Consider the following 22,583-nt stretch of genomic DNA (forward strand, 5'->3'; position numbering starts at 1 on the left):
ACCCACTCGAGACTTCTGTACCTACTGGTATGTACACTTCCCTCATGACGACGTCCGAGCGACTGATCGAGGCCACCCGGGAGCTGCTCTGGGAGCGTGGCTACGTGGGGACGAGCCCCAAGGCGATCCAGCAGGCCGCCGGTGCCGGGCAGGGCAGCATGTACCACCACTTCGCCGGGAAGCCGGATCTGGCGCTCGCGGCGATCCGGCGTACGGCCGAGGAGATGCGGGCGACGGCGGAAGCCGTCCTGGGCGACGGGGGCTCGGCGTACGCGCGGCTGAAGGCGTATCTGCTGCGTGAGCGCGACGTGTTGCGCGGTTGCCCGGTCGGGCGGCTGACGATGGACCCGGAGGTCGTCGCGAGCGACGAACTGCGCGTTCCGGTCGAGGAGACCCTCGACTGGCTGCGCGGTCGACTCGCCGACGTCGTCCAGGAGGGACTGGACAGCGGGGAGTTGACCGGCCCCATCGATCCCGCCGAGCTGGCGGCCACGATCGTGGCGACCGTGCAGGGCGGCTATGTGCTGGCCCGTGCGTCCGGCTCCCCCGCCGCCTTCGACACCGCCGTCCGCGGCCTGCTCGCCCTGCTGTCGACCCTGTCGAGCCGTACCGACTGAGCGCGTACGAGAGAATCGGAGACCGCCCGATGGACGCCATGCAGTACGAGATCACCCTGCCCGCCGACTACGACATGGGGATCATCCGCGAGCGGGTCGCGACGAAGGGGCATCTCCTCGACGACTTCCCCGGCCTCGGCCTCAAGGCGTATCTGATCAGGGAACGCGAGGACGGCTCGCCGGTGAACCAGTACGCGCCGTTCTACCTCTGGACCACTCCGGAAGGGATGAACTCCTTCCTCTGGGGCCCCGGATTCCAGGGGATCGTGAACGACTTCGGCCGGCCGGTGGTGCAGCACTGGTCGGGTCTCGCCTACGAGGAGGGCCCGGCGGCCGACCGGGCGCCACGGACCGCGACGCGCCGCAGGCTCCCCGTACCGATGGGCATCGCTCCGGCGCAGGCCGTGGCGGAGGCGCGCGCCCGCCACGCACGCGAGGCCCGTGAGGACGGCGTGGTGGCGAGCGCGGTCGCGATCGACCCCCGGCACTGGGAGCTGCTGCACTTCACCCTGTGGGCGGAGGAGCCCGCGGCTTCGGCCCCGGGCTCCGGCTCCGGGCTCGGTGCGTACGAGCGTTTCCAGGTGCTGTACGTGTCGGCGCCGGAGCGGGCGGACCTGGCGGCTCAGCCCACCGGGACGAGCGTCAGATAGGCCATGCCGAGGACGCGGCGGTAGCCGTTGAGCCAGGTGGAGCGCTGGCGGTCGACCCGTTCGCGGGTCTCGGCGGCGAGCGGGTGGTCGGGGTGGGCGGCCAGCCAGAGCTCGGTGTCGTTGCGGTAGCCGGACTCGAACTCCTCCCACTCGTCGGCGTCCGCCGTCTCGATCCACGCGGGGCGGAAGCCGGCCTCGATCGCCAGGTCGACGAGCGGTCCGAGCAGGAAGTGCTCCCCGGCGTGCGCGCCGGGCCACATCCCGGCGAGCTCCTCGTCCGTCGGCGTGCGCTGCCAGAAGCCCTCGCCGAGGACGACACGGCCGCCGGGCCGCACCAGGCGCCGCAGTTCGCGCAGGGCTGCGGCCGGGTCGTGGGGCTGATCGGGGTCGCAGAGGGCCTGGCTGGAACCGAGGCAGAGGATCGCGTCGACCGGCCCGCGGGTGGTGCCGAGCGCCGACTCCTCCACGAACTCGACCCGGTCCACGAGTCCGCGCTCCTTGGCGAGGACACGGCCCCGGGCCAGGTCCTCGGCGTTGATGTCGAGGCCGACACCGGTCGATCCGGGCGCGGCCTCCAGGACGCGCATCAGCAACTCGCCCCAGCCGCACCCGATGTCGAGCACGGTGGCGGGCGAGGCGGCGGCGAGCCGCTCGATCATGCGGGTGGCGCGGGCCTCGGAGAGCGGCCCGTGGAAGGTCAGGCTGCCGAGGCGCGGGGGAAGATCGTTATCGGTCATGAGGCGGAACGCTAGTGCGAGAGACGCGATCTGCCCAACCGATATCGGGCCGAGGGGCTTCAGGCCGGGCGTCCGGCCTTCCGCCTCCTCACACCACCGGCCTGCCCAGAGCGGCCAGCGGGTCGTCGAGGACCGGCTGCCAGGCCAACTCCGCAGCGCCCACCAGACTGTTGTGGTCGAGGGTGCAGGCGAGGATCGGAACGCCGCCGCTGCGACCCCACAGGCTGCGGTCCGCGACGACCGCGCGCAGTCGGTCGGGGTCGGCGTCCAGCAGTTCGCGGTGCAGGCCGCCGAGGATGATCCGGTCCGGGTTCAGAATGTTCACCAGGCCGGCGAGACCGAGCCCCAGACGGTCGATCAGCTCCGCCGTCGCGGCTCGTACGCCAGGGTCGTCGGGGCTGCTGCGCAGCAGGTCGCGCGACTGCTGGAGCAGCGAGACCTCGGGACCGGGGGCGCGTCCGGCGACGGTGAGGAAGGCGAGCGGGTCGGTCTCGACGTCGAGGCAGCCCCGGCTGCCGCAGTGGCACGGGCGCCCCTCGGGGTTGACCGTGAGGTGTCCGACCTCGAGGGCGAGGCCGGAACTCCCGGTGTGCAGGCGGCCGTCGAGGACGAGCGCGCCGCCGACGCCCCGGTGGCCGGTCGCGACGCAGAGAAGGTCCTTGGCGCCACGGCCCGCGCCGTGGCGGTGCTCGGCGAGGGCGGCGAGGTTGACATCGTTACCGGTGAAGGCCGGGCCCTCGATGCCGGCGGCGCGGACGCGTTCCGCGAAGATCTCCCGTACCTGCGCACCGGCAGGCCAGGCCAGGTGCAGCGGGTTGAGGGCGGTGCCCTCGGGCTCGGCGACGGCGGACGGCGCGGCAAGGCCCGCGCCGACACAGCGGCGGCCGCTCTCCTGCAGCAGTGCGGCGCCGGCGTCGACGACGGCGCCGAGGACCTGGGCGGGGTCGGCGGAGACGGTGACGCAGCCGGGTGCGGTGGCCACGATGGTGCCGCCGAGGCCGACGAGCGCGGCGCGGAAGCCGTCGGCGTGGACCTGTGCGGCGAGGGCCACGGGGCCCTTCTCGTCGACGGCGAGGCGGTGCGAGGGACGTCCCTGGGATCCGGCGGCGGCGCCGGGGTTGGAGTCGACGCGGATGAGGCCGAGGGCCTCCAGTTCGGCGGCGACGGCACCGGCGGTGGCGCGGGTGACGCCGAGTTCGGCGGTCAGCACGGCACGGGTCGGCGCGCGGCCCGTGTGCACCAGTTCCAGTGCGGGCCCGAGCGCGCCGCGCCCCCTGTCCAGCCGTGTCTTGGTCGTCGTCGCCTTGCCGTTCATGGGGGCGAGTCTCCCATGATCGGACGGTTGCGCGGTTTCGGCGGGTGCCCAGCGGGTAGCGGCGCGGCGGGAAACGGGAGGTGTCATGACAGGCTCCGACACGTCGACGACCCGCGTCCGTGCCCTGCTGGCGGACCAGGAGCACGGGACGTACGCCGAAGAGGCCGGCATCCGGCTCAGGAACACCCCGCAGCCGCTGTACCAGCTGCTCGTCCTGGCCCATCTGCTGAGCGCCCGGATCCGCGCGGACACCGCGGTCGCGACGGCCAGGACACTCTTCGACGCGGGGATGCGCAGCCCGCGGCGGATGCGGGACGCCACATGGCAGGAGCGGGTGGACGCGCTGGGCGAGGGCGGTTATCGGCGCTACGACGAACGGACCTCGACGCAGCTGGGCGAGGAGGCCGAGCTGGTCCTGGCGGAGTACGGCGGCGATCTGCGGCGGATGCGGGCGGCGGCGGACGGCGACGTGGACGTGCTGCGGTCGGAGTTGCAGGAGATGCCGGGGATCGGCCCGGCCGGCGCGGACATCTTCCTGCGCGAGGTCCAGGGAATCTGGCCGGAACTGGCCCCCTACCTGGACGAGCGCGCCCTGGAGGGCGCCCGGCGCGCGCACCTCCCCACGGACGCCGCCGCGCTCGCGGGACTCGTCCCCCGCGAGGACCTCCCCCTGCTTGCCGCTGCGCTCGTACGGGCGTCGCTGCGACGGGACACGGCCGACGCGTCGGGCTGAGCACCACCGCGCCCGACGACGCCTCGGGTGAGCGGCGCCGGCCCCCAGAACGCTTCGGGCTGAGCACCGCGACGCCGAAAGCGGGTGAGCAGCGTCGAGCCCGCCGATGCCTCGGACCGAGCACCGCCGAGCCCGCAGACACTCGGGCCGAGCACCGCCGACCACGCCGACACCCAGGGCCGAGCACCGCGGCTCCGTCGGCGTCCAGGTTGAATCCGCGTCCGCCGACCCCTATCCTGAGTTTGTGCCGCTACTAAACAAAGTACGGACGGCCGTTCCGGGGGGCCCTGGCGGAGACACCGCTCCCTCCCTGTCCCGCCTCCGCACCTCCCTGACACTCTTCTTCGCCCTCGACGGCTTCCTCTTCGCCGGCTGGGTGGTCCGCATCCCCGCGATCAAGCAGCAGACCGGGGCCTCCGCCAGCGACCTCGGGCTCGCGCTGCTCGGCGTTTCGGCCGGCGCCGTGGTGACCATGACGCTGACCGGGCGCCTCTGCCGACGCCACGGCAGCCATGCCGTCACCGTCGTCACCGCCGTTCTGCTCTCGCTCTCCATCGCCCTGCCCGCCCTCACCCACTCCCCGCTCGCGCTCGGCCTCGTCCTGCTGGTCTTCGGCGCCGCGTACGGCGGCATCAACGTGGCCATGAACAGCGCCGCCGTCGACCTCGTCGCCGCCCTGCGCCGCCCCGTGATGCCCAGCTTCCACGCCGCGTTCAGCCTCGGCGGGATGGTCGGCGCCGGACTCGGCGGGCTCGTCGCCGGGAGCCTCGCCCCCGCGACCCACCTCCTCGGTCTGACGGTCGTCGGACTGCTCCTGACGGCCGTCGCCGGTCCCGTACTGCTCCGGCAGCAGCCCTCCCCCGCCCCGCCGGAAGCGGTCGCCCCCGACCGGCCCCGCGGCAAGGCCGGTTCACGCGGGCTCGTCCTCGTCTTCGGGGTGATCGCGCTCTGCACGGCGTACGGCGAGGGCGCACTGGCCGACTGGGGCGCGCTCCACCTGGAACAGGACCTGCACGCGCATCCGGGCGTCGCCGCCGCCGGCTACTCCCTCTTCGCGCTGACCATGACCGCCGGCCGGCTCTCCGGCACCGCGCTCCTCGAACGGCTCGGCCAGACCCGCACGCTCGTTGCGGGCGGGGCGACGGCGGCGGCCGGCATGGTGCTCGGCGCGCTCGCCCCGAGCGTATGGGCCGCTCTGCTCGGCTTCGCCGTCACGGGTCTCGGCCTGGCCAACATCTTCCCGGTGGCCGTGGCCCGCGCGGGCGCGCTCGCCGGCCCGAGCGGGGTCGCCGCCGCCTCCACCCTCGGCTACGGCGGCATGCTGCTCGGCCCGCCGTCGATCGGCTTCCTCGCCGACTGGTTCTCCCTGCCGGTCGCCCTGACCACCGTCGCCGTCCTCGCGGCGGGTGCCGCGGTGATCGGCTACGCGGCCAGGAACGTACGGGTCCCGGCGCAGGCCGAGTAGCCCTGCCCGCGCAGCCGCCCTCAGGCCGCGCGACAGTCCCCCGCAGGCATGATTCCGCCCCGGCCCGCGCCGTCCCCTGGCAGAATCCGCCGCATGGGGATCATGAAGATCGACGAGCACATCGAGACCCTGGACGCGGCGGGCAGAAGCCTGGCCGACGCCGCGGCCGAGGCGGGCACGGACGCCGAGGTGGCGACCTGCCCGGGGTGGCGGGTGCGGGATCTCCTGCGCCACACGACGATGGTGCACCGGTGGGCCACGGCGTTCGTCGCCGAGAGCCACACCTCCTACCACCCCGACGGCGGCGAGCCGGATCTCGACGGCGAGGAGCTCCTCGCCCACTTCCGCGAGGGGCACACCCTGCTGGTCGCCACCCTGCGCGCGGCGCCCGACACCGTGGAGTGCTGGACCTTCCTGCCCGCTCCCTCCCCGCTCGCCTTCTGGGCGCGGAGGCAGGCCCACGAGACGACCGTGCACCGCGCGGACGCCGAGTCCGCACTGCCGTCGGGCCTTCCCGGTCCGGTGGACCCGGTGGTCGCCGTGGACGGCATCGACGAGCTGCTGCGTGCCTTCCACGGCCGCGACCGGAGCCGCGTCCGCACGCCCGAACCGAAGACCCTGCGGATCCGGGCGACGGACACCGGGGACGTATGGACGGTACGGCTGTCCCAGGAGGCACCGCGCACGGCGCGCGACGCCACGGGCCCGGCCGACTGCGAGCTGAGCGGTCCCGCCGACCGTCTCTATCTGACGCTCTGGAACCGGCTTCCGGAGGGTGCGGTGACCGTGGAGGGCGACGCGTCGCTCGCCCGGCTGTGGCGGGAGACGTCGGGGATCACCTGGTCGTGAGAAGGCGGGGCGCGGACCTCGGCGGCCACCGGAGCGCGAGCCCGGGCGGGTACCTGGGCGGCCCCCCGAGCGCGAGCCCGGGCGCGTACCTGGGCAGCCACCACCGGAACGCGAGCCCGGGCGCGTACCTGGGCAGCCACCAGCGGAGCGCGAGCCCGGGCACGCCCCGAGCCACCGGCCCGGTACCGGCCCTCAGCCCAGCCAGCCCGGGCGCACCAGACCCGACTCGTAGGCCAGGACGACGAGTTGGGCCCGATCCCGCGCGCCCAGCTTCACCATCGCCCGGCTCACATGGGTCTTGGCGGTCAGGGGGCTGACGACCAGGCGCCGGGCGATCTCCTCGTTCGAGAGGCCGATGCCGACCAGGGCCATCACCTCCCGCTCCCGCTCGGTGAGTTCATCGAGACCGGACGCGCCGGACGGGGCCTTCGACCGGGCGGCGAACTCCTCGATGAGCCGCCGCGTCACCCCCGGCGAGAGCAGCGCGTCGCCCTCGACGACGGCGCGCACGGCCCGCAGCAGTTCGTCGGGTTCGGTGTCCTTGACGAGGAAGCCGGAGGCACCGGAGCGGATGGCCTCGAAGACGTACTCGTCGAGCTCGAAGGTGGTCAGCATGACCACCTTCACCGCGCCGAGGGCCGGGTCGCCGGTGATCCTCCGGGTGGCGGCCAGGCCGTCGAGCCGCGGCATCCTGATGTCCATCAGGACGACGTCCGGGCGCAGTTCGCCCGCCTTCACCGCGGCCTCGTCGCCGTCGGCCGCCTCCCCCGCGACCTCGATGTCCGGCTGGGCGTCCAGGAGCGCGCGGAAGCCGGCCCGTACCAGCGACTGGTCGTCGGCGAGCAGGACACGGATCACGGGGTCTCCTTCGGGCGGGCGGGAAGGACGGCGCGCACCTGGAAGCCGCCGTCCGGGCGGGTGCCCGCCTCGATCGTGCCACCGAGCGCGGCGGCACGCTCCCGCATTCCGGCCAGTCCGTTGCCGCTGCCGCCGGCGTCGCCGCCGGTCGCAGGTCCGTCGTCGTCGACACGGAGTTCCACGCCGCCGCGCCGGTACGCGACCACGACGCGGGCGGTGCGGGACCCGGAGTGGCGGACGACGTTGGTCAGCGCCTCCTGCACGATGCGGAAGGCCGCGAGGTCGGTGCCGGGCGACAGCGCCACGGGCTCCCCCTCGGTGGAGGTGTGTACGGTCAGACCGGCGGACGCCGCCTGTTCGACCAGTTCCGGTAGCCGGTCGAGGCCGGGCGCCGGGGTGCGCGGGGCCTCGCCGGGGGCGCGCAGCGTGGCGAGCACCTGCCGGACCTCCCCCAGCGCCTCCTTGCTCGCCGCCTTGATGGTGGTGAGCGCGGTGCGCGCCTGCTCGGGGTCGGTGTCGAGCAGGGCGAGACCGACGCCCGCCTGCACATTGATGACGGAGATCGAGTGGGCGAGCACGTCGTGGAGTTCGCGGGCGATCCGCAGGCGCTCCTCGTCGGCGCGGCGCCGCTCGGCCGCGGCGCGTTCGGCGCGCTGCTGGGCCCACTGCTCGCGGCGGACGCGGACCAGTTCCGAGGCGGCGAGGATCGCGACGACGAAGAGGGCGACGGGGATCTCCTGGCCCCAGGGCGCCGCGGAGTCCCCGTCCGGGGGCAGGTAGCGGTAGAGCCAGTGGGCGAGGAGGAGATGCCCCACCCAGAGCAGGCCCAGCGCCCACCAGGCCGACCGCCGGTGGCCGTGGACGATCGCGGCGTAGCAGGCGACCGCGACGAGGAGGAAGACCGGACCGTAGGGGTAGCCGGCGGCGAAGTAGCCGAGGGTGAGCGCCGCGGTACCGAAGACCACGGGTACCGGGTGACGGTGGCGCAGCAGGAGCAGGGCGGAGCCGACGAGCAACAGCGAGCGGCCGAGGGCGTCCAGCGACTCCCGGTCCGGCTGGTTCCGCGCGGCGAAGCCGGAGCCCACCATCACGAAGACGGCGAGGAGCAGGGTGGACCGCCAGGGCAGTCCGGTTCCGGGCTCCCGGTCGGCCCACTGCCGCAGCCAGGGCGGCCCGCCCTGGCCGTCTCGTGCCCGGGGCGGGCCGCCCTGGCCGTCTCTGCGCAGTTCGTCCATGCCCGCCACGCTAGACGCGGTCGGGCCGCCGGGTCGTCAGCCGGGCGTGGTGATCACACGTACTCCCGCCGGAGTACACCGCCCGGCGCCCGTTCGGCCGGTGGCGCCTCGCTCAGACCGATACGGCGGTGGAGGCGACGCAGTGGGGCGGGGGCCCACCAGTTGGCGCGGCCCGCGAGCCGCATGGTGGCCGGGAGGAGCACGACCCGGATGAGCGTGGCGTCGACCAGGATGGTGAGGGCCGCGCCGACACCGAGTTCCTTGAGGAAGACGACACCGCCGGTCGCGTACGCGGCGAAGCTGAGGGCGAGGATTCCGGCGGCGGCGGTGATCAACGGCGCGCTGCGGCGGATGCCCTCGACGACGGCTCGCTCCGTGTCGCCGGTCCGCTCGTACTCCTCCTTGATGCGCGCCAGCATGAACACCTCGTAGTCCATGGACAGGCCGTAGACGATGCAGAACATCAGGATCGGGATGCTCGGCTCGATCGAGCCGGTGGGGGTGAAGCCGAGCGCGGAGGCGAAGTGGCCGTCCTGGAAGACGAAGACGAGGCAGCCGAACATCACCGACAGGCTGAGCAGATTGAGGACCGTGGCCTTGGCCGGGAGCAGCAGGCTGCCGGTGAGGAGGAAGAGGATGACGAAGGTCGCGGCGAGGACGAGTCCGACGACGACCGGCAGCCGGTCGAGCAGGGTGGCGCGGAAGTCGGTGGTCTCGGCGGGGTAGCCGCCGACCAGGATGCCGGGCGGACCGTCGGCGGTGCGGATCCGCTCCACGAAGGCGGGCACGTCCCCGTACATCGCCTGCTGGGTCGGGAGGACCGCGAGGAGGGCCGAGCCGCTCTTCCCGTACCGGGGCGGCTCCACACTGTGGACGCCCGGGATGCGGGCGAGCCCGGCGGCGTACGCCGCGAGTTCCGTTCGGTCCACGGGCGAGGGCACGACGACATGGACGGTGTCGGTCGGTTCGGCGGCGAACTCCCGGTGGACGATCTCCGACGTCGTACGGGAGGAGGTACCGGCCGGCAGGGTCCTTTCGTCGGGGAGGCCGAACCGCAGGCCCAGGAGCGGAGAGCCGGCGATCAGCAGAACGCCGAGCACTGCGGCGGCGCTGAGCGCGGGACGGCGCAGGGCGCGCAGGGCTATCCGGTGCCACAGTCCGCGCCCGGCGGACGTCGAGGCGGGGCGTTCCATGCGATGGCCCCAGCGGGCGAGGGCCGCCGGCAGGACGAGGACGGCGCCGGCCACGGCCGTGAGGACGACGAGGACGCCGGCGTAGGCGAAGGAGCTGAGGAAGAAGAAGGGGAAGACGAGCAGGGCGGAGAGGGAGACGGCGACGGTGACGCCGCTGAAGAGCACGGTGCGGCCGGCGGACGCGGTGGCTAGGACCACGGCTTCCGGCCGGGGGTGCCCGGCGGCGCGTTCCTCGCGGTACCGGGTGATGAGGAAGAGGCTGTAGTCGATGCCGAGTCCGAGGCCAAGGACGAGCGCGATGTTGGCGGCGAAGGTGGAGACCGGCGTGAACTGGGCGAGCAGCCGCAGTCCGGCGAGCGTTCCGACGACGGACAGCAGCCCGGTGCCGACGGTGATCAGCGCGGCGGCGGTGCGGCGGTAGACCAGGATCAGGAGCAGGACGACGGCCGGCAGGACGAGGACCTCGGCGGTGAGGAAGTCGGCGCGGGCCTGTTCGCCGACCTGGCGGGAGATCTCCTCCTGGCCGCCGACCTGGACGGTGAGTTCCGGCGTGGTGCGGGTCAGCAGGGGCGAGAGCGTGGCGAGTCGGGCGCGGGTCTCGGTGGCGCTTCCCTCGAGGCGGGCGAGGATCAGGGCGCGGCTGCCGTCCTCGGAGCGCAGGGCGGGGCTCCCGCCGTTCCCGTACGTACGGGTGTCCACGACGCCCGGCAGGGCGGCGACCTCGTCGGCGAGGGCCCGCGCGGCGCGGGCGGTGGCCGGGTCGTCGATGTCACCGCCGCGGGCGGTCACGAGGAGGGCGAGGTTGGGGTTTCCGGTCGAGAAGTCCTCGCGCAGGATGCGGGCGGCGGTGGCGGACTCGGAGCCGGGGGCGTCCCAGCGGGCGAGGTCGAGATCGGCCTGGGCGCCGGCGCCGTACACCCCGAGGCCGAGGAAGAGGAGCAGTGCGGTGACGAGCACGGCTCCGCTGCGTCGGACCGCGAGACGACCGAGACGGGTGAGCGGAGCGAAGGGGGTACGGGGGCCGGCTTGCGGCGACGGTTCTTGCTGCATGGGGCCACGTTCGGACGACGTACTGACCGGTCGCTGGAACGCCCGCTGGAAGATCCACTGGAAGGCCGGCTCCGGGTAGTCTCGGCGCATGGCCGAAACGATCCGATGGGAACTCCTGGGCCCGCTGCGGGCTTTGCGCGCGGGGGTCGAGGTGCCGCTCGGGCCGCCGAAGCAACAGGCCGTGCTCGCCGTCCTGCTGCACCTCGACGGGCGGTCGATGGCGTACGAGAGCCTCGTCGACGCCGTCTGGGGGCCCGAAACCCCCGTGCACGTACGAAACCTCGTCCAGAAGTACGTCTCCGGGCTGCGCCGCGCCCTCGGCGAGGGCGGGCCCGAACTGGTGTGGACGGGCAGCGGCTATCGGCTGACCGGAGCCCGGATCGACGACCTGCGCGAGCGGCGGGAGTTGCTGCGCAGCGCGATCGCGGCACGTGAGGTCGGGGATCTGCGCCGGGCCGGGGAACTGGCGGGCGAGGCCGAGTCGTTGTGGCGCGGCGAGTACGCGGAGGGGCTGCCCGGTCCCTATCTGGAGGCCGAGCGGCGGCGCTGGGCGGAGAAGCGGATGCTGGTCCTGGAGGCGCGCCTCGAGGGCGCGATCGCGCAGGGGCGGTACGACGAGTGCGTCCATGAGCTGGTGCGTCTGGTGGCCGCCCATCCGCTGCGGGAGCGGCCGGTGGCGCTGCTGATCCTGGCGCTGTACCGGGGCGGGCGTTCCTCCGACGCGCTGGTCGCGTACGAGGAGGCCCGGCGCAGGATCGCGGAGGCCATCGGCGCCGACCCGGGGCCCGCCCTGCGCGCCCTTCACGAGCGGATCCTGCGACAGGACCCGACGCTCTTCGGCGGGGTCGCGGAGATGGCGGGGCGGGGCTCGGCAGAGCGGGGCTCGGCGGCTTGAAGGGCGCGACTTCGGGCCTGATGGGTCCGAGGGGCGCGGCTTCGCGCTAGGCGCGGGACAGCAGGCCGATGTCCTGACCCAGTCGGGCGGCGGACGCGGCGAAGAACTCCTCCCCTTCCTCGACGATGCGGTTGAACTGCCCGAACACCTCGAAGGAGATGATCCCGAAGAGCTGCGACCAGGCGGCGACCAGGGCGACGACGAGCGCGGGCGGCAGGTCGGGGGCGAAGTCGGCGGCCATGCGCTCCGCCTCGGGGCGCAGCCTCCCGGGGAGCGGCGGCGGGGCGATGCCGTCGGTGGTGAAGGCGTCGCGGGCGATGGTGATGAGGACGAGGCCGACACGGGAGGCCGGGCCGACGGTGTCCTGCGGGGCGGAGTAGCCGGGTACGGGAGAGCCGTAGATCAGGGCGTACTCGTGGGGGTGCGCGACGGCCCAGGAACGGACGGCTCGACAGACGGCGGTCCAGCGGGCGAGAGCGTCGGGCGCGCGGCCGGCGTCCGTGGCGGCGAGGGCCTGTTCGGCGGCGGCGCCGACGGAGTCGTACGCGTCGACGATGAGCGCGGTGAGCAGATCGTCGCGACTGGGGAAGTAGCGGTACAGCGCGGACGACACCATGCCGAGTTCGCGGGCTACGGCGCGGAGGGAGAGCTTCGCGGCACCCTCGGCGGCGAGCTGCTTGCGGGCCTCGTCCTTGATGGCTGCGGTGATCTCGATGCGGGCGCGGGCCCGGGCTCCTTGAACGCTGGTCATGGAGAACAGTCTGCCATCTTTCGGAGCACCGCACTAAAACGAGAGCACCGCTCTTGCTTTGGCGCGCCGATCCGTGCACACTGATCTCAAGCGAGAGCAGTGCTCACAGATTCTCAACCGGAGGTTGCCATGTCCGCTCAGCCCGCTCCCCACGTCATGAAGCCCGGCTGGATCACGGTCAACGTCCTCAACCGGTTCGTCGCCTGGATGACCCGCCGGGGCATCAGCGTCTGGGGCTCCCGTGTCCTCGCGGTCCGCGGTCGCAAGAGCGGCGAATGGCGCACCACCCCCGTCAACCTGATGACGTTCGACGGCGCCCAGTACCTGGTGGCCCCGCGCGGCCATGTCCAGTGGACCCACAACATGCGCGCGGCCGGCGGCGGCGAACTGCACCTCGGCAAGCGTGTGCAGACGTTCACCGCAGTCGAGCTGCCCGACGAGGAGAAGCCCGTCCTGCTGCGCGCCTACCTCAAGCGCTGGAAGGCCGAGGTCGGCGTGTTCTTCGGCGGGGTCGGGCCGGACTCCACGGACGAGGAGCTGAGGGCGATCGCCCCCAAGCACCCCGTCTTCCGGATCACCACGACCTCCTGAGGCCGGGCGGACCCGGCCGGCCATGCGGCGGGACCGACGCACCCGACCGTGCCGCCGGACCGACCCGCCCCACCATGACGCCGGACCTACCCGCGCGACATCACGACGCCTCGGCGTCCCCCGCCCGCTCGGAGTCTCCCGCGACCTTCGTCGCGCCCGGCGCGTCGTCGGAGCCCTCGGTCGCGCCGTCGGAGCCCGTGGTGACGTCCGTGCCGTCCACCTCGTCCGCGCCCTCCGCCGCGACGCCCGAGACCACCGCACCCTGCGGCTCGGCCGGTCCCGACGCGACGGCGGGCTCCGTGACACCGCGCTTCGCCGTGCCCGCCCCGGTGTCCAGCCGGCTGTCCAGGACGTCGAGCGCCCGCCGCGCGATTCCGTTCGAGCGGACCAGGCCGGCCAGCGTGGTCGACCCCCGGGTGATGTCCGTGAAGGCGTTCCAGGCGGGACGGAAGCCCGTGATCACCGCGTGCAGCAGTCCGGGACTGCGCTCGAAGAGCGCGAGCATCCGCCGCCCGACCGCCATCTCCACACCCAGGCCGGCCTTGATCGCGAACGCGTAGTTCAGCGCCTGGCGGCGTGCGTCGACCGCGTCGTTCGACTCCGCGATCCGTACCGCCCACTCCCCCGCGAGCCGGCCCGAACGCAGGGCGAACGAAATGCCCTCCCGCGTCCACGGCTCGAGGAGCCCCGCCGCGTCGCCGCAGACGAGGACCCGGCCGCGCGACAGAGGCGAGTCGTCGCTGCGGCAGCGCGTCAGATGACCCGAGGAGATCGCCGGTTCGAAGCCGGCGAGCCCGAGGCGGGCGATGAAGTCCTCCAGATAGCGCTTGGTGGCCGCGCCCTCGCCGCGCGCCGAGATGACGCCGACGGTGAGCGTGTCCCCCTTGGGGAAGACCCAGCCGTAGCTGCCGGGCATCGGCCCCCAGTCGATGAGGACGCGCCCCTTCCAGTCCTCGGCCACCGACGGCGGCACGGGGATCTCCGCCTCGAGTCCGAGATCCACCTGGTCGAGCTTGACGCCGACATGGGCCCCTATGCGGCCGGCGCTGCCGTCCGCACCGACGACCGCACGGGCCAGGAGCGTCTCGCCGTCGGCCAGCACCACGGCGACGGTCCGCCGGTCGGGCACGGCCGGGCCGTGCTGCTCGACACGGGAGACGGTGACGCCCGTGCGGAGCTCGGCGCCCGCCTTCTGCGCCTGCTCGACGAGCCCGGCGTCGAACTCCGGCCGGTTGATGAGCCCGAAGAGCATCCGGCGCGAGCGGCGCGTCCGGGCGAAGCGGCCGTTCATCGAGAAGGTGACGGCGTGCACCCGGTCCTGCAGCGGCAGTTCGAAGCCGGGCGGCAGGGCGTCCCGCGACGGCCCGATGATGCCTCCGCCGCAGGTCTTGTACCGGGGCAGCTCGGCCTTCTCCAGGAGGAGCACACGGCGGCCGGTGACCGCGGCCGCATAGGCCGCCGACGCACCGGCCGGGCCTGCCCCGACCACGACCACGTCCCAGACGGTCGCGTCCCGCGACTCTCCCGCGCGTACCTCTTCGGCGTCTGCGTTCTCGCTGCTCACGATGTGCTTCTGCTCCTGATCCGACCGACGGTCCATGCTCTTCGGGCATCCTACGGCCCAGTAGGTAGGGCCCCGCGCCGTAGGATCGGCCATACGTTCGCCGTACAACCGATATGCGGCAACGTCCTTACAACGTCGCACCCACCAGGAGCGTGCCCATGACCGCCAATCCGATCGCCGAGACCGTCGCCGAGCTGATGCCCCGCGCCAAGGCGGAGCTCGCGGAGCTCGTGGCCTTCGAGTCGGTGGCGGACGAGGCCGTGGCGCCGCGGAGCGAGTGCGAGGCGGCCGCGAACTGGGTGGCGGACGCCCTGCGCGCCGAGGCGTTCCAGGACGTGGCGCTGCTCGACACCCCGGACGGTTCGCAGTCGGTGTACGGCGTGCTGCCCGGCCCCGCCGGTGCCCCGACCGTTCTTCTCTACGCGCACTACGACGTGCAGCCGAAGCTGGACGAGTCGGCCTGGGTCACCCCGCCGTTCGAGCTGACGGAGCGCGACGGGCGCTGGTACGGCCGCGGTGCGGCCGACTGCAAGGGCGGCTTCATCATGCACCTGCTGGCGCTGCGCGCCCTGAAGGCGAACGGCGGAGTGCCCGTCACGGTCAAGATGATCGTGGAGGGTTCGGAGGAGCAGGGCACGGGCGGTCTGGAGCGGTACGCCGAGGCGCACCCCGAACTCCTCACCTCCGACGCCATCGTGATCGGCGACACCGGCAACTTCCGGCTGGGTCTTCCGACGGTCACCGCGACCCTGCGCGGTATGACGATGATCCGGGTCCAGATCGACACCCTCGAAGGCAACCTGCACTCCGGCATGTTCGGCGGCGCCGCTCCCGACGCGCTGGCCGCGCTGATCCGGGTCCTGGACACGCTGCGCGCCGAGGACGGCTCGACGGTCATCGACGGCCTGCCGGCCGACGCGGTGTGGGAGGGGCTGCAGTACCCGGAGGACGACTTCCGCGCGGACGCGAAGGTCCTGGCGGGTGTCGGTCTGCCCGGCACCGGCACGGTCGCCGACCGCCTCTGGGCCCGTCCGGCGGTGACCGTCATCGGCATCGACTGCCACCCGGTGGCGGGAGCGACGCCGTCGATCCCGTCGACGGCCCGGGCGCAGATCAGCCTGCGGGTGCCGCCCGGCCAGGACGCGTCCGAGGCGACGAAGCTGCTGTACGCGCACATCGAGAAGCGTGTGCCGTGGAACGCCCGCGTCTCCTTCGAGCAGGTCGGTCAGGGCCAGGCGTTCCGGGCGGACGTGTCCAGCCCGGCGTACGTCTCGATGGCGGAGGCGATGCGGATCGCGTACCCGGGGCAGGAGATGCAGAGCTCCGGCATGGGTGGCTCGATCCCGCTGTGCAACACGCTGGCGTCGCTCTACCCCGAGGCGGAGATCCTGCTGATCGGCCTGAGCGAGCCGGAGGCGCAGATCCACGCGGTGAACGAGTCGGTGTCGCCCGAGGAGCTGGAGCGCCTGTCCGTGGCGGAGGCTCACTTCCTGCTCAACTACGCCCGCTCGAAGCAGGGTTAAGCGTTCGGCGAAGCTCGCCGAGAGCGTAGAACCATGGGGCGGACCTGCGCGGATGCGTAGGTTCGCCCCATGGACTTCATCGAGATCACGCCCCGACTGCACATGCTGCACTTCTCCATCGGCCAGGCCTATCTGTGGCGGGACGACGAGGAGTTGACCCTGATCGACGCCGGCTGGGCGGGCTCGGCGCCGGAGATCGAGGCGGCGATGCGGGGTGCGGGGCTCGGCCCTTCGGCGCTGCGCCGGATCGTGCTCACGCACTGCCATCGTGACCATGTCGGTTCGGCTCAGGAGCTCGCCGACCGGTTCGGCGCCGAGATCGTGGCGCACCGCCTCGACGCCGACGTGATCCGGGGTGAGGCCCCGGTCCCCGAGCCTGTCCTGCTCGACTGGGAGATCCCGCTGTACGAGCGCGGTCTGACCGTCCCGGCGGCACCGGCGACCCGGGTCGACCGGGAGGTGGAGGACGGGGACGCACTGGGCTTCGGGGACGGTGCGGTCGTGGTGCACACACCGGGTCACACACCCGGCTCGCTCGCGGTCCACCTTCCGGAGCACGGTGTCCTGTTCACCGGCGACACGGTGGCGACGGTGCAGGGCGTGACGTTCGGTGTGTTCCATGTGGACCGCGAGCGCGCCATGGATTCGATGCGGCGTCTGGCGGAGTTGAAGCCGTCGGTCCTGTGCTGTGGGCACGGGGACCCGGTGACGACGGACACCGCCCGTCGACTCGCGGAGGCGGCGGCGTAGTCGATCGGCCCTCTCGGGCCGAAGTGCGCCCGTGGGCGTCGTCAGCCGACCGGCACGCCAGCCTCCAGATTGAGCACCGTCCCGCGTTCGCGGGCGCGCAGGGCCCAGCGGAGGCGGCGGTAGCGGACCGGGGGCAGCAGTTCGGCCGCCTCCTCCTCGGTGACGAAGCGCCAGCCGCGGAGCTCGGCGCCGGGCAGGAGGAGCCGGTCCGCGTCCGCGGTCGGCAGCAGGCCGCCGTCGAAGAGGAGGCGCAGGCCGCCGTAGCCCGGAGGTTGGGGGCGTTCCCAGTCGACGAGCAACAGGCGGGGTACGGAGTCGAGTTCGATACCTATCTCCTCGGCGACCTCGCGCATACCGGCCCGGGCGGGCGGTTCGCCGGGCTCGACGACACCCCCGGGGAACTCCCAGCCGGGCTTGTAGGTGGGGTCGACGAGCAGGAATCGGTCCTGTTCGTCGAAGAGCAGGACCCCGGCGGCGAGCGTCTCGCCGCTGGGTTCGGGGGTCTGGACGATGCCGCAGGGTGCGGCCTCGCCGGAGGCGACGGCCTCGGCGATGGACGCGGCGGCCTCGGCCGGTGTGAGTGCGGAGGTGTCGACGACGTGCGCGTCGGCGGCCAGCCAGTCGTGCAGGGCGGTGCGGTAGGGCTCGATGTGGTCGAGGGACCACTGACGTACGCGCTCCAGTGCCTGCGGGTCCGAGTCATCGGGAGTACGGCCCCGGATCCGCGCGCGCAGGATCGTTTCATCCGGGGCGAGCAGGACGTGCCGGACCTGAATGCGCCGGGCGGCGAGCCCCCCGAAGACCTCGTCGCGGTACTCCTGGCGCAGGAGGGTCATGGGGACGACGAGCACACCGCCGACCTCGGCGAGCAGCGCGGCGGCGGCGTCCACGACCAGTCGGCGCCAGATCGGCAGATCCTGGTAGTCGTCGACCTCGTCGAGCCGCTTCTCCGGCAGCAGCCGGTTCATCGTGGAGCCGATGATCTCGGGGTCGTACAGCGTGCTGTTCGGGATCAGATCGACCAGCTCGCGCGCGGTGGTGGACTTCCCCGCACCGAACGTCCCGTTGATCCAGACGATCACGATTCCCCCTCTTCGATAGCCCACAGTGGCTTGCCCGCAACACCCTGCCACGGAAACCCCCGGGCGGAACCGGAGGGCGCCGGGTCGACGTGGAGAGGGGTGGGTGCACGGACTGTGAGACGCCTCACTCCACGAACGCGCGTGCGGGCCGGTGCGTAACACTTCGAGACCGGGCGTCGTTGGACCGGCGAGGCAAGGGGGTGCGGAGATGAGCCGTACGGTATTGCAGAGGTTTCCGGCGGGAGGACCACGGGGCAGCTGGCCCGCCGAGGAGTTCGCCAGCGCCCGCCGGGACGAAGGGCTCCCGGCGGAGGTCGTGATGGACCTGGAGTCCGACGCGTTCCTGGTGATCGTGGAGCAGAGGACGCCGGAGCCGGTGGGCGGTTGACCACGCCGGGCGGTGACGCTCCGTCAGCGCCCCACCCGGGGCGCTCCGTCCGGGATGCGCGGGGCCGCGGCGGCAGCCGCGCCGAGCAGACCGGCGTCCGTACCGGTGAGCGCCGGGACGACGACGAGGTCGCGGACGAACGACAGCGTGGCGTAGGCGCGCAGTTCGCGCCGGAGCGGGTCGAACAGCACGTCTCCCGCGCCCGCCACTCCCCCGCCCACGACGGCGATGTCGATCTCGACCAGGGTCGCGGTGGCGGCGATGCCCGCCGCGAGCGCCTGGGCGGCGCGTTCGAAGGAGGCCACGGCGACCGGGTCCCCGGCACGTGCGGCGGCGGCGACCGCCGCGGCCGACGTGTCGCCGTCGGGGCCCGGACGCCAGCCGTTGTCCAGGGCGCGACGGGCGATGTGGGGCCCGCTGGCGATCCGCTCGACACAGCCGCGCCCGCCGCAGGCGCACGGGTCGCCGTCCAGGTCCACGCTGATGTGGCCGATGTGACCGGCGTTGCCGGTGGGGCCGGGGCGTACACGGCCGTCGAGCACCAGGCCGCCACCCACGCCGGTCGAGACGACCAGGCACAGCGCGTTGTCGTGACCGCGGGCCGCGCCCCGCCAGTGCTCCGCGGCCGTCATGGCGACCCCGTCCCCGACCAGGGTGACCGGCCGCCCGCCGGTCACCTTGTGGACCCGCTCGACGAGCGGGAAGCCGCGCCAGCCGGGCACGTTGACCGGGCTGACGGTGCCCGCGGAGGCGTCCACGGGACCGGCGCTCCCGATGCCCACCGCGTGCGCCGACCCCCACAGCGGCGAGGCCGCCAGGTCCGCGAGGACGGACTCCACGGCACGCATCACCGTCTCGGCGTCCTCCCGCGCGGGGGTGGGTCGCCGAGACCGTACGAGGATCGCGCCGTCGCCGTCCACCAACGCGCCGGCGATCTTGGTGCCGCCGAAGTCCAGGGCGACAACGAGGTCATTCTGCATGTGCGCGGTGTCTCCAGAAGGGGCGGGAGCGGTCGATCGCTGTGACCTACAGTCTCCCTTGCTCTGACAACGTTGTCCAGGCCCTATGCTCGGACGAGACAGAGACGAGACAGAGGAGATCCACTCACTGTGGCCGACACCGCCCGCCGCCCCGAGCACCGTTACGGCAATCGGCCCACGATGAAGGACGTCGCCGCCCGGGCCGGCGTCGGGCTCAAGACGGTCTCACGGGTCGTCAACGGCGAACCGGGCGTCACCCCTGACACCGAACGCCGGGTCCAGGAAGCCATCGACTCGCTCGGCTTCCGGCGCAACGACAGCGCCCGCGTGCTGCGCAAGGGCCGCACCGCCTCCGTGGGCCTTGTGCTCGAGGACCTCGCCGACCCGTTCTACGGTCCGCTCAGCCGCGCCGTCGAGGAGGTCGCCCGAGCCCACGGGGCGCTGCTCATCAACGGCTCCAGCGCGGAGGACCCGGACCGGGAGCAGGAGCTGGCCCTCGCGCTGTGCGCCCGGCGTGTCGACGGGCTGATCGTGATCCCGGCGGGCACGGACCACCGGTATCTCGAACCGGAGATCAAGGCGGGCGTCGCCACCGTCTTCGTCGACCGTCCGGCGGGCCGGATCGACGCCGACGCCGTCCTCTCGGACAGCTTCGGAGGCGCTCGCGCCGGGGTCGCCCACCTGATCGCCCACGGCCACCGCCGGATCGGCTTCGTCGGTGACCGGCCGCGCATCCACACCGCGACCGAGCGTCTTCGTGGCTACCGCGCGGCGATGGAGGACGAGGGACTGGCCGTAGAGGACTCCTGGGTGTCCCTGGGCCCGACGGATCCGGACCGGGTCCGGGAGGCGGTCACGGCCATGGTGTCGGGACCGGAGCCGGTGACCGCGCTCTTCGCGGGCAACAACCGGGTCACCGTCACCGCCGTCCGGGCGCTCGCCGACCGCGAACGCCCGGTCGCCCTGGTCGGGTTCGACGACATCGAGCTCGCCGACCTGCTCGGCATCACCGTCATCGCCCAGGACGCCGCGGCGCTGGGCCGCACCGCGGCGGAACGGCTCTTCCGTCGTCTGGACGGCATCGACGACGCACCGGCCCAAGTGGTCCTGGAGACCCGGCTGATCGCGCGCGGCTCGGGCGAGATCCCGCCGCCGCCCGCGTAGCCGGGACGCGGGCGGGGTGCGGCGGAGCGGGCGGTGACGCGCCGGGCGCCCGCGGTCAGCAGACCGGCAGGCCCGGCAGCGGCGCGTCGTTGTCGCCGCCCTTGAGGTACACGGCGCTGACGTAGACGTTCGTGTTGCCGTTGTCGTCGTCCGTCCGGGCCCACCAGACGTTCGTCCACCGGCCGTACGTCTCGCGTCGGCCGAGGTCGACCTGGCAGTAGAAGTAGTTGATGCCGGCGTTGAGGATCCCCATCTCGCCGCCGTCGTGGCGGTACGTCTTCGCGGTGCGCCAGACCTCGCAGTTGTACTTGCCGCCGCCGATGGCGTTGCAGGAGGGCGTGGGCTCGGCGGGCGAGCCGCCGCCGGTCGTGGAGGTCGAGCCGCCGCCGCTCGTACTCCCGCCGGCGCTCGTCGAACCGCCGCCGGTGCCGCCGCCGGCCGTGCCGGGCACGGGCGCCTTCGACGGGGTCGAGGGTGTGGGAGTGGCGGATGTCTTGGTGGCCGCCTTCGAGGGCGTGGCCGCGGCCGACGCACTCGCCGAGGCACTCGGGTCGGCCGGCGCGCCCGGATCTCCCTGGTCGAGGACACGACCGGGGCTCGTACCGGCCGTTGCCGGCGTTCCGCCGTCGGCCCGTTGCTCCCGTTCCGTGGCACCGTCCCGGTCGATCAGCGTGTACGTCACACCACCGCCGACCAGCAGAACGCCGGCGACGGCCGCGGCGACCAGCGCCGAGGAACGCGACTTCCGGGGCGGCTGCGGGCCCTGGGCGGAGGCGGCCTGCGTCGGTGGCGCGGCGGCCGGGTGCCCGGCGGGCGGGAACACGGCGCCGGCGGACGGTACGTAGGGGGACGGCACCGGCCGTCGGCCGTCCGGTCCCGGTGCGGCCGCAGGGCCGAAGGCCCCGGGCACCTGCGGCTGCGCGGGCCCGAATCCGTCCGCCGGATGCGCCCCCGCCGACCCGTAGCCCCCTGCCCCGGGCGCGAAACCGCCCACCGGCCCGAAGCCCTGGGGCGCGGACCCCTGAGAGCCCGGCTCCTCGGAACCGAAGCCCCGGGCCGCAGGCCCCTGGGACCCGAAGCCCTGCGACACGGCGCCGCTTCCCGGCGCCTTACCCGCCGCGCCGGAGCCCTGCGGCGCGACCGTCTCGGGACCGAGGCCCCGGGCTGCGGCGCCGGCCGACCGGCCGGCCCCCTCGGAGCCGAGTCCCTCCGTCGGAGCGTCCGGGCCTTGCGGCACGGTGTCGCGTTCGGCCGGTGTTCCGGGGTGTGTCGGCGCCGTGTCCCGGGCCAGGGCCGCCAGGAGACGTGCCGCCGCGCGGGCGTCGGGACGACGGTTCGGGTCCTTGTCCAACAGCTGCCGGAGTACGGGGCCGAGTGCGCCGGCCCTGCGCGGTTCCGGGAGCGGCTCCACGACGATGGCGTTCAGCGTCGACCAGGTCGACGTACGGCGGAAGGGTGAAGAGCCCTCGACGGCCGCGTACAGCGTGGCGCCGAGCGCCCAGACGTCCGAGGCGGGGCCGGGCTGTTGCCCCTGGGCACGCTCGGGCGCCAGGTAGTCCAGCGAGCCGACGATCTCCCCGCTGCGGGTGAGGTGGGTGGTGGAGCCGTCGCCGGGGTCGTCCATCGCGGCGATCCCGAAGTCGGTGAGGACGACCCGCCCTCCCTTGTCGAGGAGGATGTTGCCGGGCTTCACGTCGCGGTGGAGCACACCGACGTCGTGGGCGGCGGCGAGCGCCTCGAGGACCGCGGCTCCGATCGTGGCCGCCTCGTGCGGCTCCAGGACCCCGCGTTCGCTCAGGACGCCGTCGAGCGACGGCCCGTCGACGAACTCCATGACGATGACGGGGCGGCCCTGATGCTCGGTCACGTCGTGGACGGCGATGACCCCGGGGTGGCGTACCCGGGCCGCCGCTCTGGCCTCGCGCTGCATCCGCAGACGCAGATCGGCCAGTTCGGGCCCGGACGAGTCGTTGTACGTCCGCAGTTCCTTGACGGCCACCTCGCGGCCCAGGACCTCGTCGACGGCGCGCCAGACGACGCCCATACCGCCGCGGCCCAGTTGGCGCACGACTCGGTAGCGGCCGGCCAGCCGCTCGTTCTCCCCCGATGACACCGCTGCCCCGTTCTCTGTCGCCTGCGCTGAACGCGTACAGAGTACGGGGCCGGGGTGACACCCTCTGGCGGGTGACGCTC

General features: G+C 73.5%; 21 protein-coding genes. 11 read left to right on the forward strand and 10 right to left on the reverse strand.

The window, feature by feature from the left end:
* Positions 1 to 29 precede the first annotated feature (29 nt).
* On the forward strand, positions 30 to 617 hold the full coding sequence (locus tag ACFC0D_RS06165) for a TetR/AcrR family transcriptional regulator (RefSeq protein WP_376431558.1): 588 nt from the start codon (positions 30 to 32) through the stop codon (positions 615 to 617).
* Positions 618 to 646: 29 nt separating this feature from the next.
* Positions 647 to 1,267, forward strand: coding sequence for a DUF4865 family protein (locus ACFC0D_RS06170; RefSeq protein ID WP_376431560.1), 621 nt, complete (start codon positions 647 to 649; stop codon positions 1,265 to 1,267).
* On the opposite strand, the gene ACFC0D_RS06175 is transcribed toward ACFC0D_RS06170, so the two are convergent.
* Both ACFC0D_RS06175 and ACFC0D_RS06180 read right to left on the reverse strand, forming a co-directional pair.
* Positions 1,240 to 2,004, reverse strand: a complete 765-nt coding sequence (locus ACFC0D_RS06175) for an SAM-dependent methyltransferase (protein WP_376431562.1) — start codon at positions 2,002 to 2,004, stop codon at positions 1,240 to 1,242. The two genes, ACFC0D_RS06170 and ACFC0D_RS06175, sit on opposite strands and share 28 nt — an antisense overlap.
* An 88-nt stretch (positions 2,005 to 2,092) precedes the next feature.
* A complete protein-coding gene (locus tag ACFC0D_RS06180; RefSeq protein WP_376431564.1) occupies positions 2,093 to 3,319 on the reverse strand; it encodes an ROK family protein in 1,227 nt (408 codons plus the stop codon).
* A gap of 85 nt (positions 3,320 to 3,404) precedes the next feature.
* On the opposite strand from ACFC0D_RS06180, the gene ACFC0D_RS06185 reads away from it, so the two are divergent.
* The 3 genes from ACFC0D_RS06185 to ACFC0D_RS06195 all read left to right on the forward strand — a co-directional run bounded on the left by ACFC0D_RS06185 (position 3,405) and on the right by ACFC0D_RS06195 (position 6,366).
* The gene (locus tag ACFC0D_RS06185) at positions 3,405 to 4,052 is read left to right on the forward strand and encodes an endonuclease (protein ID WP_376431566.1); all 648 of its coding nucleotides are present in this window, start codon (positions 3,405 to 3,407) and stop codon (positions 4,050 to 4,052) included.
* 244 nt (positions 4,053 to 4,296) lie between these two features.
* Positions 4,297 to 5,517: an MFS transporter gene (locus tag ACFC0D_RS06190; protein WP_376431568.1), complete on the forward strand. Its 1,221-nt coding sequence runs from the start codon at positions 4,297 to 4,299 to the stop codon at positions 5,515 to 5,517.
* Positions 5,518 to 5,619: 102 nt separating this feature from the next.
* Positions 5,620 to 6,366, forward strand: coding sequence for a maleylpyruvate isomerase family mycothiol-dependent enzyme (locus tag ACFC0D_RS06195; protein ID WP_376431760.1), 747 nt, complete (start codon positions 5,620 to 5,622; stop codon positions 6,364 to 6,366).
* A 192-nt stretch (positions 6,367 to 6,558) separates the two neighbouring features.
* On the opposite strand, the gene ACFC0D_RS06200 is transcribed toward ACFC0D_RS06195, so the two are convergent.
* From ACFC0D_RS06200 to ACFC0D_RS06210, 3 genes are read right to left on the reverse strand one after another with little or no spacing between them, the layout of a single operon-like run.
* The gene (locus ACFC0D_RS06200; protein ID WP_376431570.1) at positions 6,559 to 7,224 is read right to left on the reverse strand and encodes a response regulator; all 666 of its coding nucleotides are present in this window, start codon (positions 7,222 to 7,224) and stop codon (positions 6,559 to 6,561) included.
* Positions 7,221 to 8,459 carry a sensor histidine kinase gene (locus tag ACFC0D_RS06205; protein WP_376431572.1) on the reverse strand — a complete coding sequence of 413 codons (1,239 nt, stop codon included), beginning with the start codon at positions 8,457 to 8,459 and terminating at the stop codon, positions 7,221 to 7,223. Before ACFC0D_RS06205 ends, ACFC0D_RS06200 begins: the two co-directional genes overlap by 4 nt.
* A 53-nt stretch (positions 8,460 to 8,512) precedes the next feature.
* The gene (locus ACFC0D_RS06210) at positions 8,513 to 10,792 is read right to left on the reverse strand and encodes an MMPL family transporter (RefSeq protein ID WP_376431574.1); all 2,280 of its coding nucleotides are present in this window, start codon (positions 10,790 to 10,792) and stop codon (positions 8,513 to 8,515) included.
* On the opposite strand from ACFC0D_RS06210, the gene ACFC0D_RS06215 reads away from it, so the two are divergent.
* Positions 10,791 to 11,597 carry a BTAD domain-containing putative transcriptional regulator gene (locus tag ACFC0D_RS06215; RefSeq protein ID WP_376431576.1) on the forward strand — a complete coding sequence of 269 codons (807 nt, stop codon included), beginning with the start codon at positions 10,791 to 10,793 and terminating at the stop codon, positions 11,595 to 11,597. The genes ACFC0D_RS06210 and ACFC0D_RS06215 overlap by 2 nt on opposite strands.
* 46 nt (positions 11,598 to 11,643) lie before the next feature.
* On the opposite strand, the gene ACFC0D_RS06220 is transcribed toward ACFC0D_RS06215, so the two are convergent.
* Positions 11,644 to 12,348, reverse strand: a complete 705-nt coding sequence (locus ACFC0D_RS06220) for a TetR/AcrR family transcriptional regulator (protein ID WP_376431578.1) — start codon at positions 12,346 to 12,348, stop codon at positions 11,644 to 11,646.
* 129 nt (positions 12,349 to 12,477) lie between these two features.
* Between ACFC0D_RS06220 and ACFC0D_RS06225 the strand changes: the two genes are divergently transcribed.
* Complete coding sequence (locus ACFC0D_RS06225) at positions 12,478 to 12,939, forward strand: nitroreductase family deazaflavin-dependent oxidoreductase (protein ID WP_376431580.1); 462 nt, start codon at positions 12,478 to 12,480, stop codon at positions 12,937 to 12,939.
* Between the two features lie 100 nt (positions 12,940 to 13,039).
* Here the strand turns inward: ACFC0D_RS06225 and ACFC0D_RS06230 are convergent, their stop codons facing one another.
* Positions 13,040 to 14,539, reverse strand: coding sequence for a geranylgeranyl reductase family protein (locus ACFC0D_RS06230; RefSeq protein ID WP_376431583.1), 1,500 nt, complete (start codon positions 14,537 to 14,539; stop codon positions 13,040 to 13,042).
* Between the two features lie 122 nt (positions 14,540 to 14,661).
* Here ACFC0D_RS06230 and ACFC0D_RS06235 point away from each other — a divergent pair, with 122 nt between their 5' ends.
* Both ACFC0D_RS06235 and ACFC0D_RS06240 read left to right on the forward strand, forming a co-directional pair.
* Positions 14,662 to 16,026 (forward strand): dipeptidase, encoded by a 1,365-nt coding sequence (locus ACFC0D_RS06235; RefSeq protein WP_376431586.1) that lies wholly within the window; start codon positions 14,662 to 14,664, stop codon positions 16,024 to 16,026.
* Positions 16,027 to 16,095: 69 nt separating this feature from the next.
* Positions 16,096 to 16,776 (forward strand): MBL fold metallo-hydrolase, encoded by a 681-nt coding sequence (locus ACFC0D_RS06240; RefSeq protein WP_376431588.1) that lies wholly within the window; start codon positions 16,096 to 16,098, stop codon positions 16,774 to 16,776.
* Between the two features lie 41 nt (positions 16,777 to 16,817).
* Here the strand turns inward: ACFC0D_RS06240 and ACFC0D_RS06245 are convergent, their stop codons facing one another.
* Positions 16,818 to 17,861 carry an NUDIX domain-containing protein gene (locus ACFC0D_RS06245; protein ID WP_376431762.1) on the reverse strand — a complete coding sequence of 348 codons (1,044 nt, stop codon included), beginning with the start codon at positions 17,859 to 17,861 and terminating at the stop codon, positions 16,818 to 16,820.
* A 205-nt stretch (positions 17,862 to 18,066) separates the two neighbouring features.
* Between ACFC0D_RS06245 and ACFC0D_RS06250 the strand changes: the two genes are divergently transcribed.
* Positions 18,067 to 18,246, forward strand: coding sequence for a hypothetical protein (locus ACFC0D_RS06250; RefSeq protein ID WP_376431590.1), 180 nt, complete (start codon positions 18,067 to 18,069; stop codon positions 18,244 to 18,246).
* Positions 18,247 to 18,269: 23 nt separating this feature from the next.
* Here ACFC0D_RS06250 and ACFC0D_RS06255 read toward each other — a convergent pair whose 3' ends face one another.
* On the reverse strand, positions 18,270 to 19,226 hold the full coding sequence (locus ACFC0D_RS06255; protein WP_376431592.1) for an ROK family protein: 957 nt from the start codon (positions 19,224 to 19,226) through the stop codon (positions 18,270 to 18,272).
* Positions 19,227 to 19,355: 129 nt separating this feature from the next.
* Here ACFC0D_RS06255 and ACFC0D_RS06260 point away from each other — a divergent pair, with 129 nt between their 5' ends.
* Positions 19,356 to 20,390 (forward strand): LacI family DNA-binding transcriptional regulator, encoded by a 1,035-nt coding sequence (locus ACFC0D_RS06260; RefSeq protein WP_376431594.1) that lies wholly within the window; start codon positions 19,356 to 19,358, stop codon positions 20,388 to 20,390.
* A 55-nt stretch (positions 20,391 to 20,445) separates the two neighbouring features.
* Here ACFC0D_RS06260 and ACFC0D_RS06265 read toward each other — a convergent pair whose 3' ends face one another.
* Complete coding sequence (locus ACFC0D_RS06265) at positions 20,446 to 22,503, reverse strand: protein kinase (protein ID WP_376431596.1); 2,058 nt, start codon at positions 22,501 to 22,503, stop codon at positions 20,446 to 20,448.
* Between the last annotated feature and the right edge of the window lie 80 nt (positions 22,504 to 22,583).

It is taken from the genome of Streptomyces sp. NPDC056222 (assembly GCF_042264065.1).
Lineage (GTDB): Bacteria > Actinomycetota > Actinomycetes > Streptomycetales > Streptomycetaceae > Streptomyces.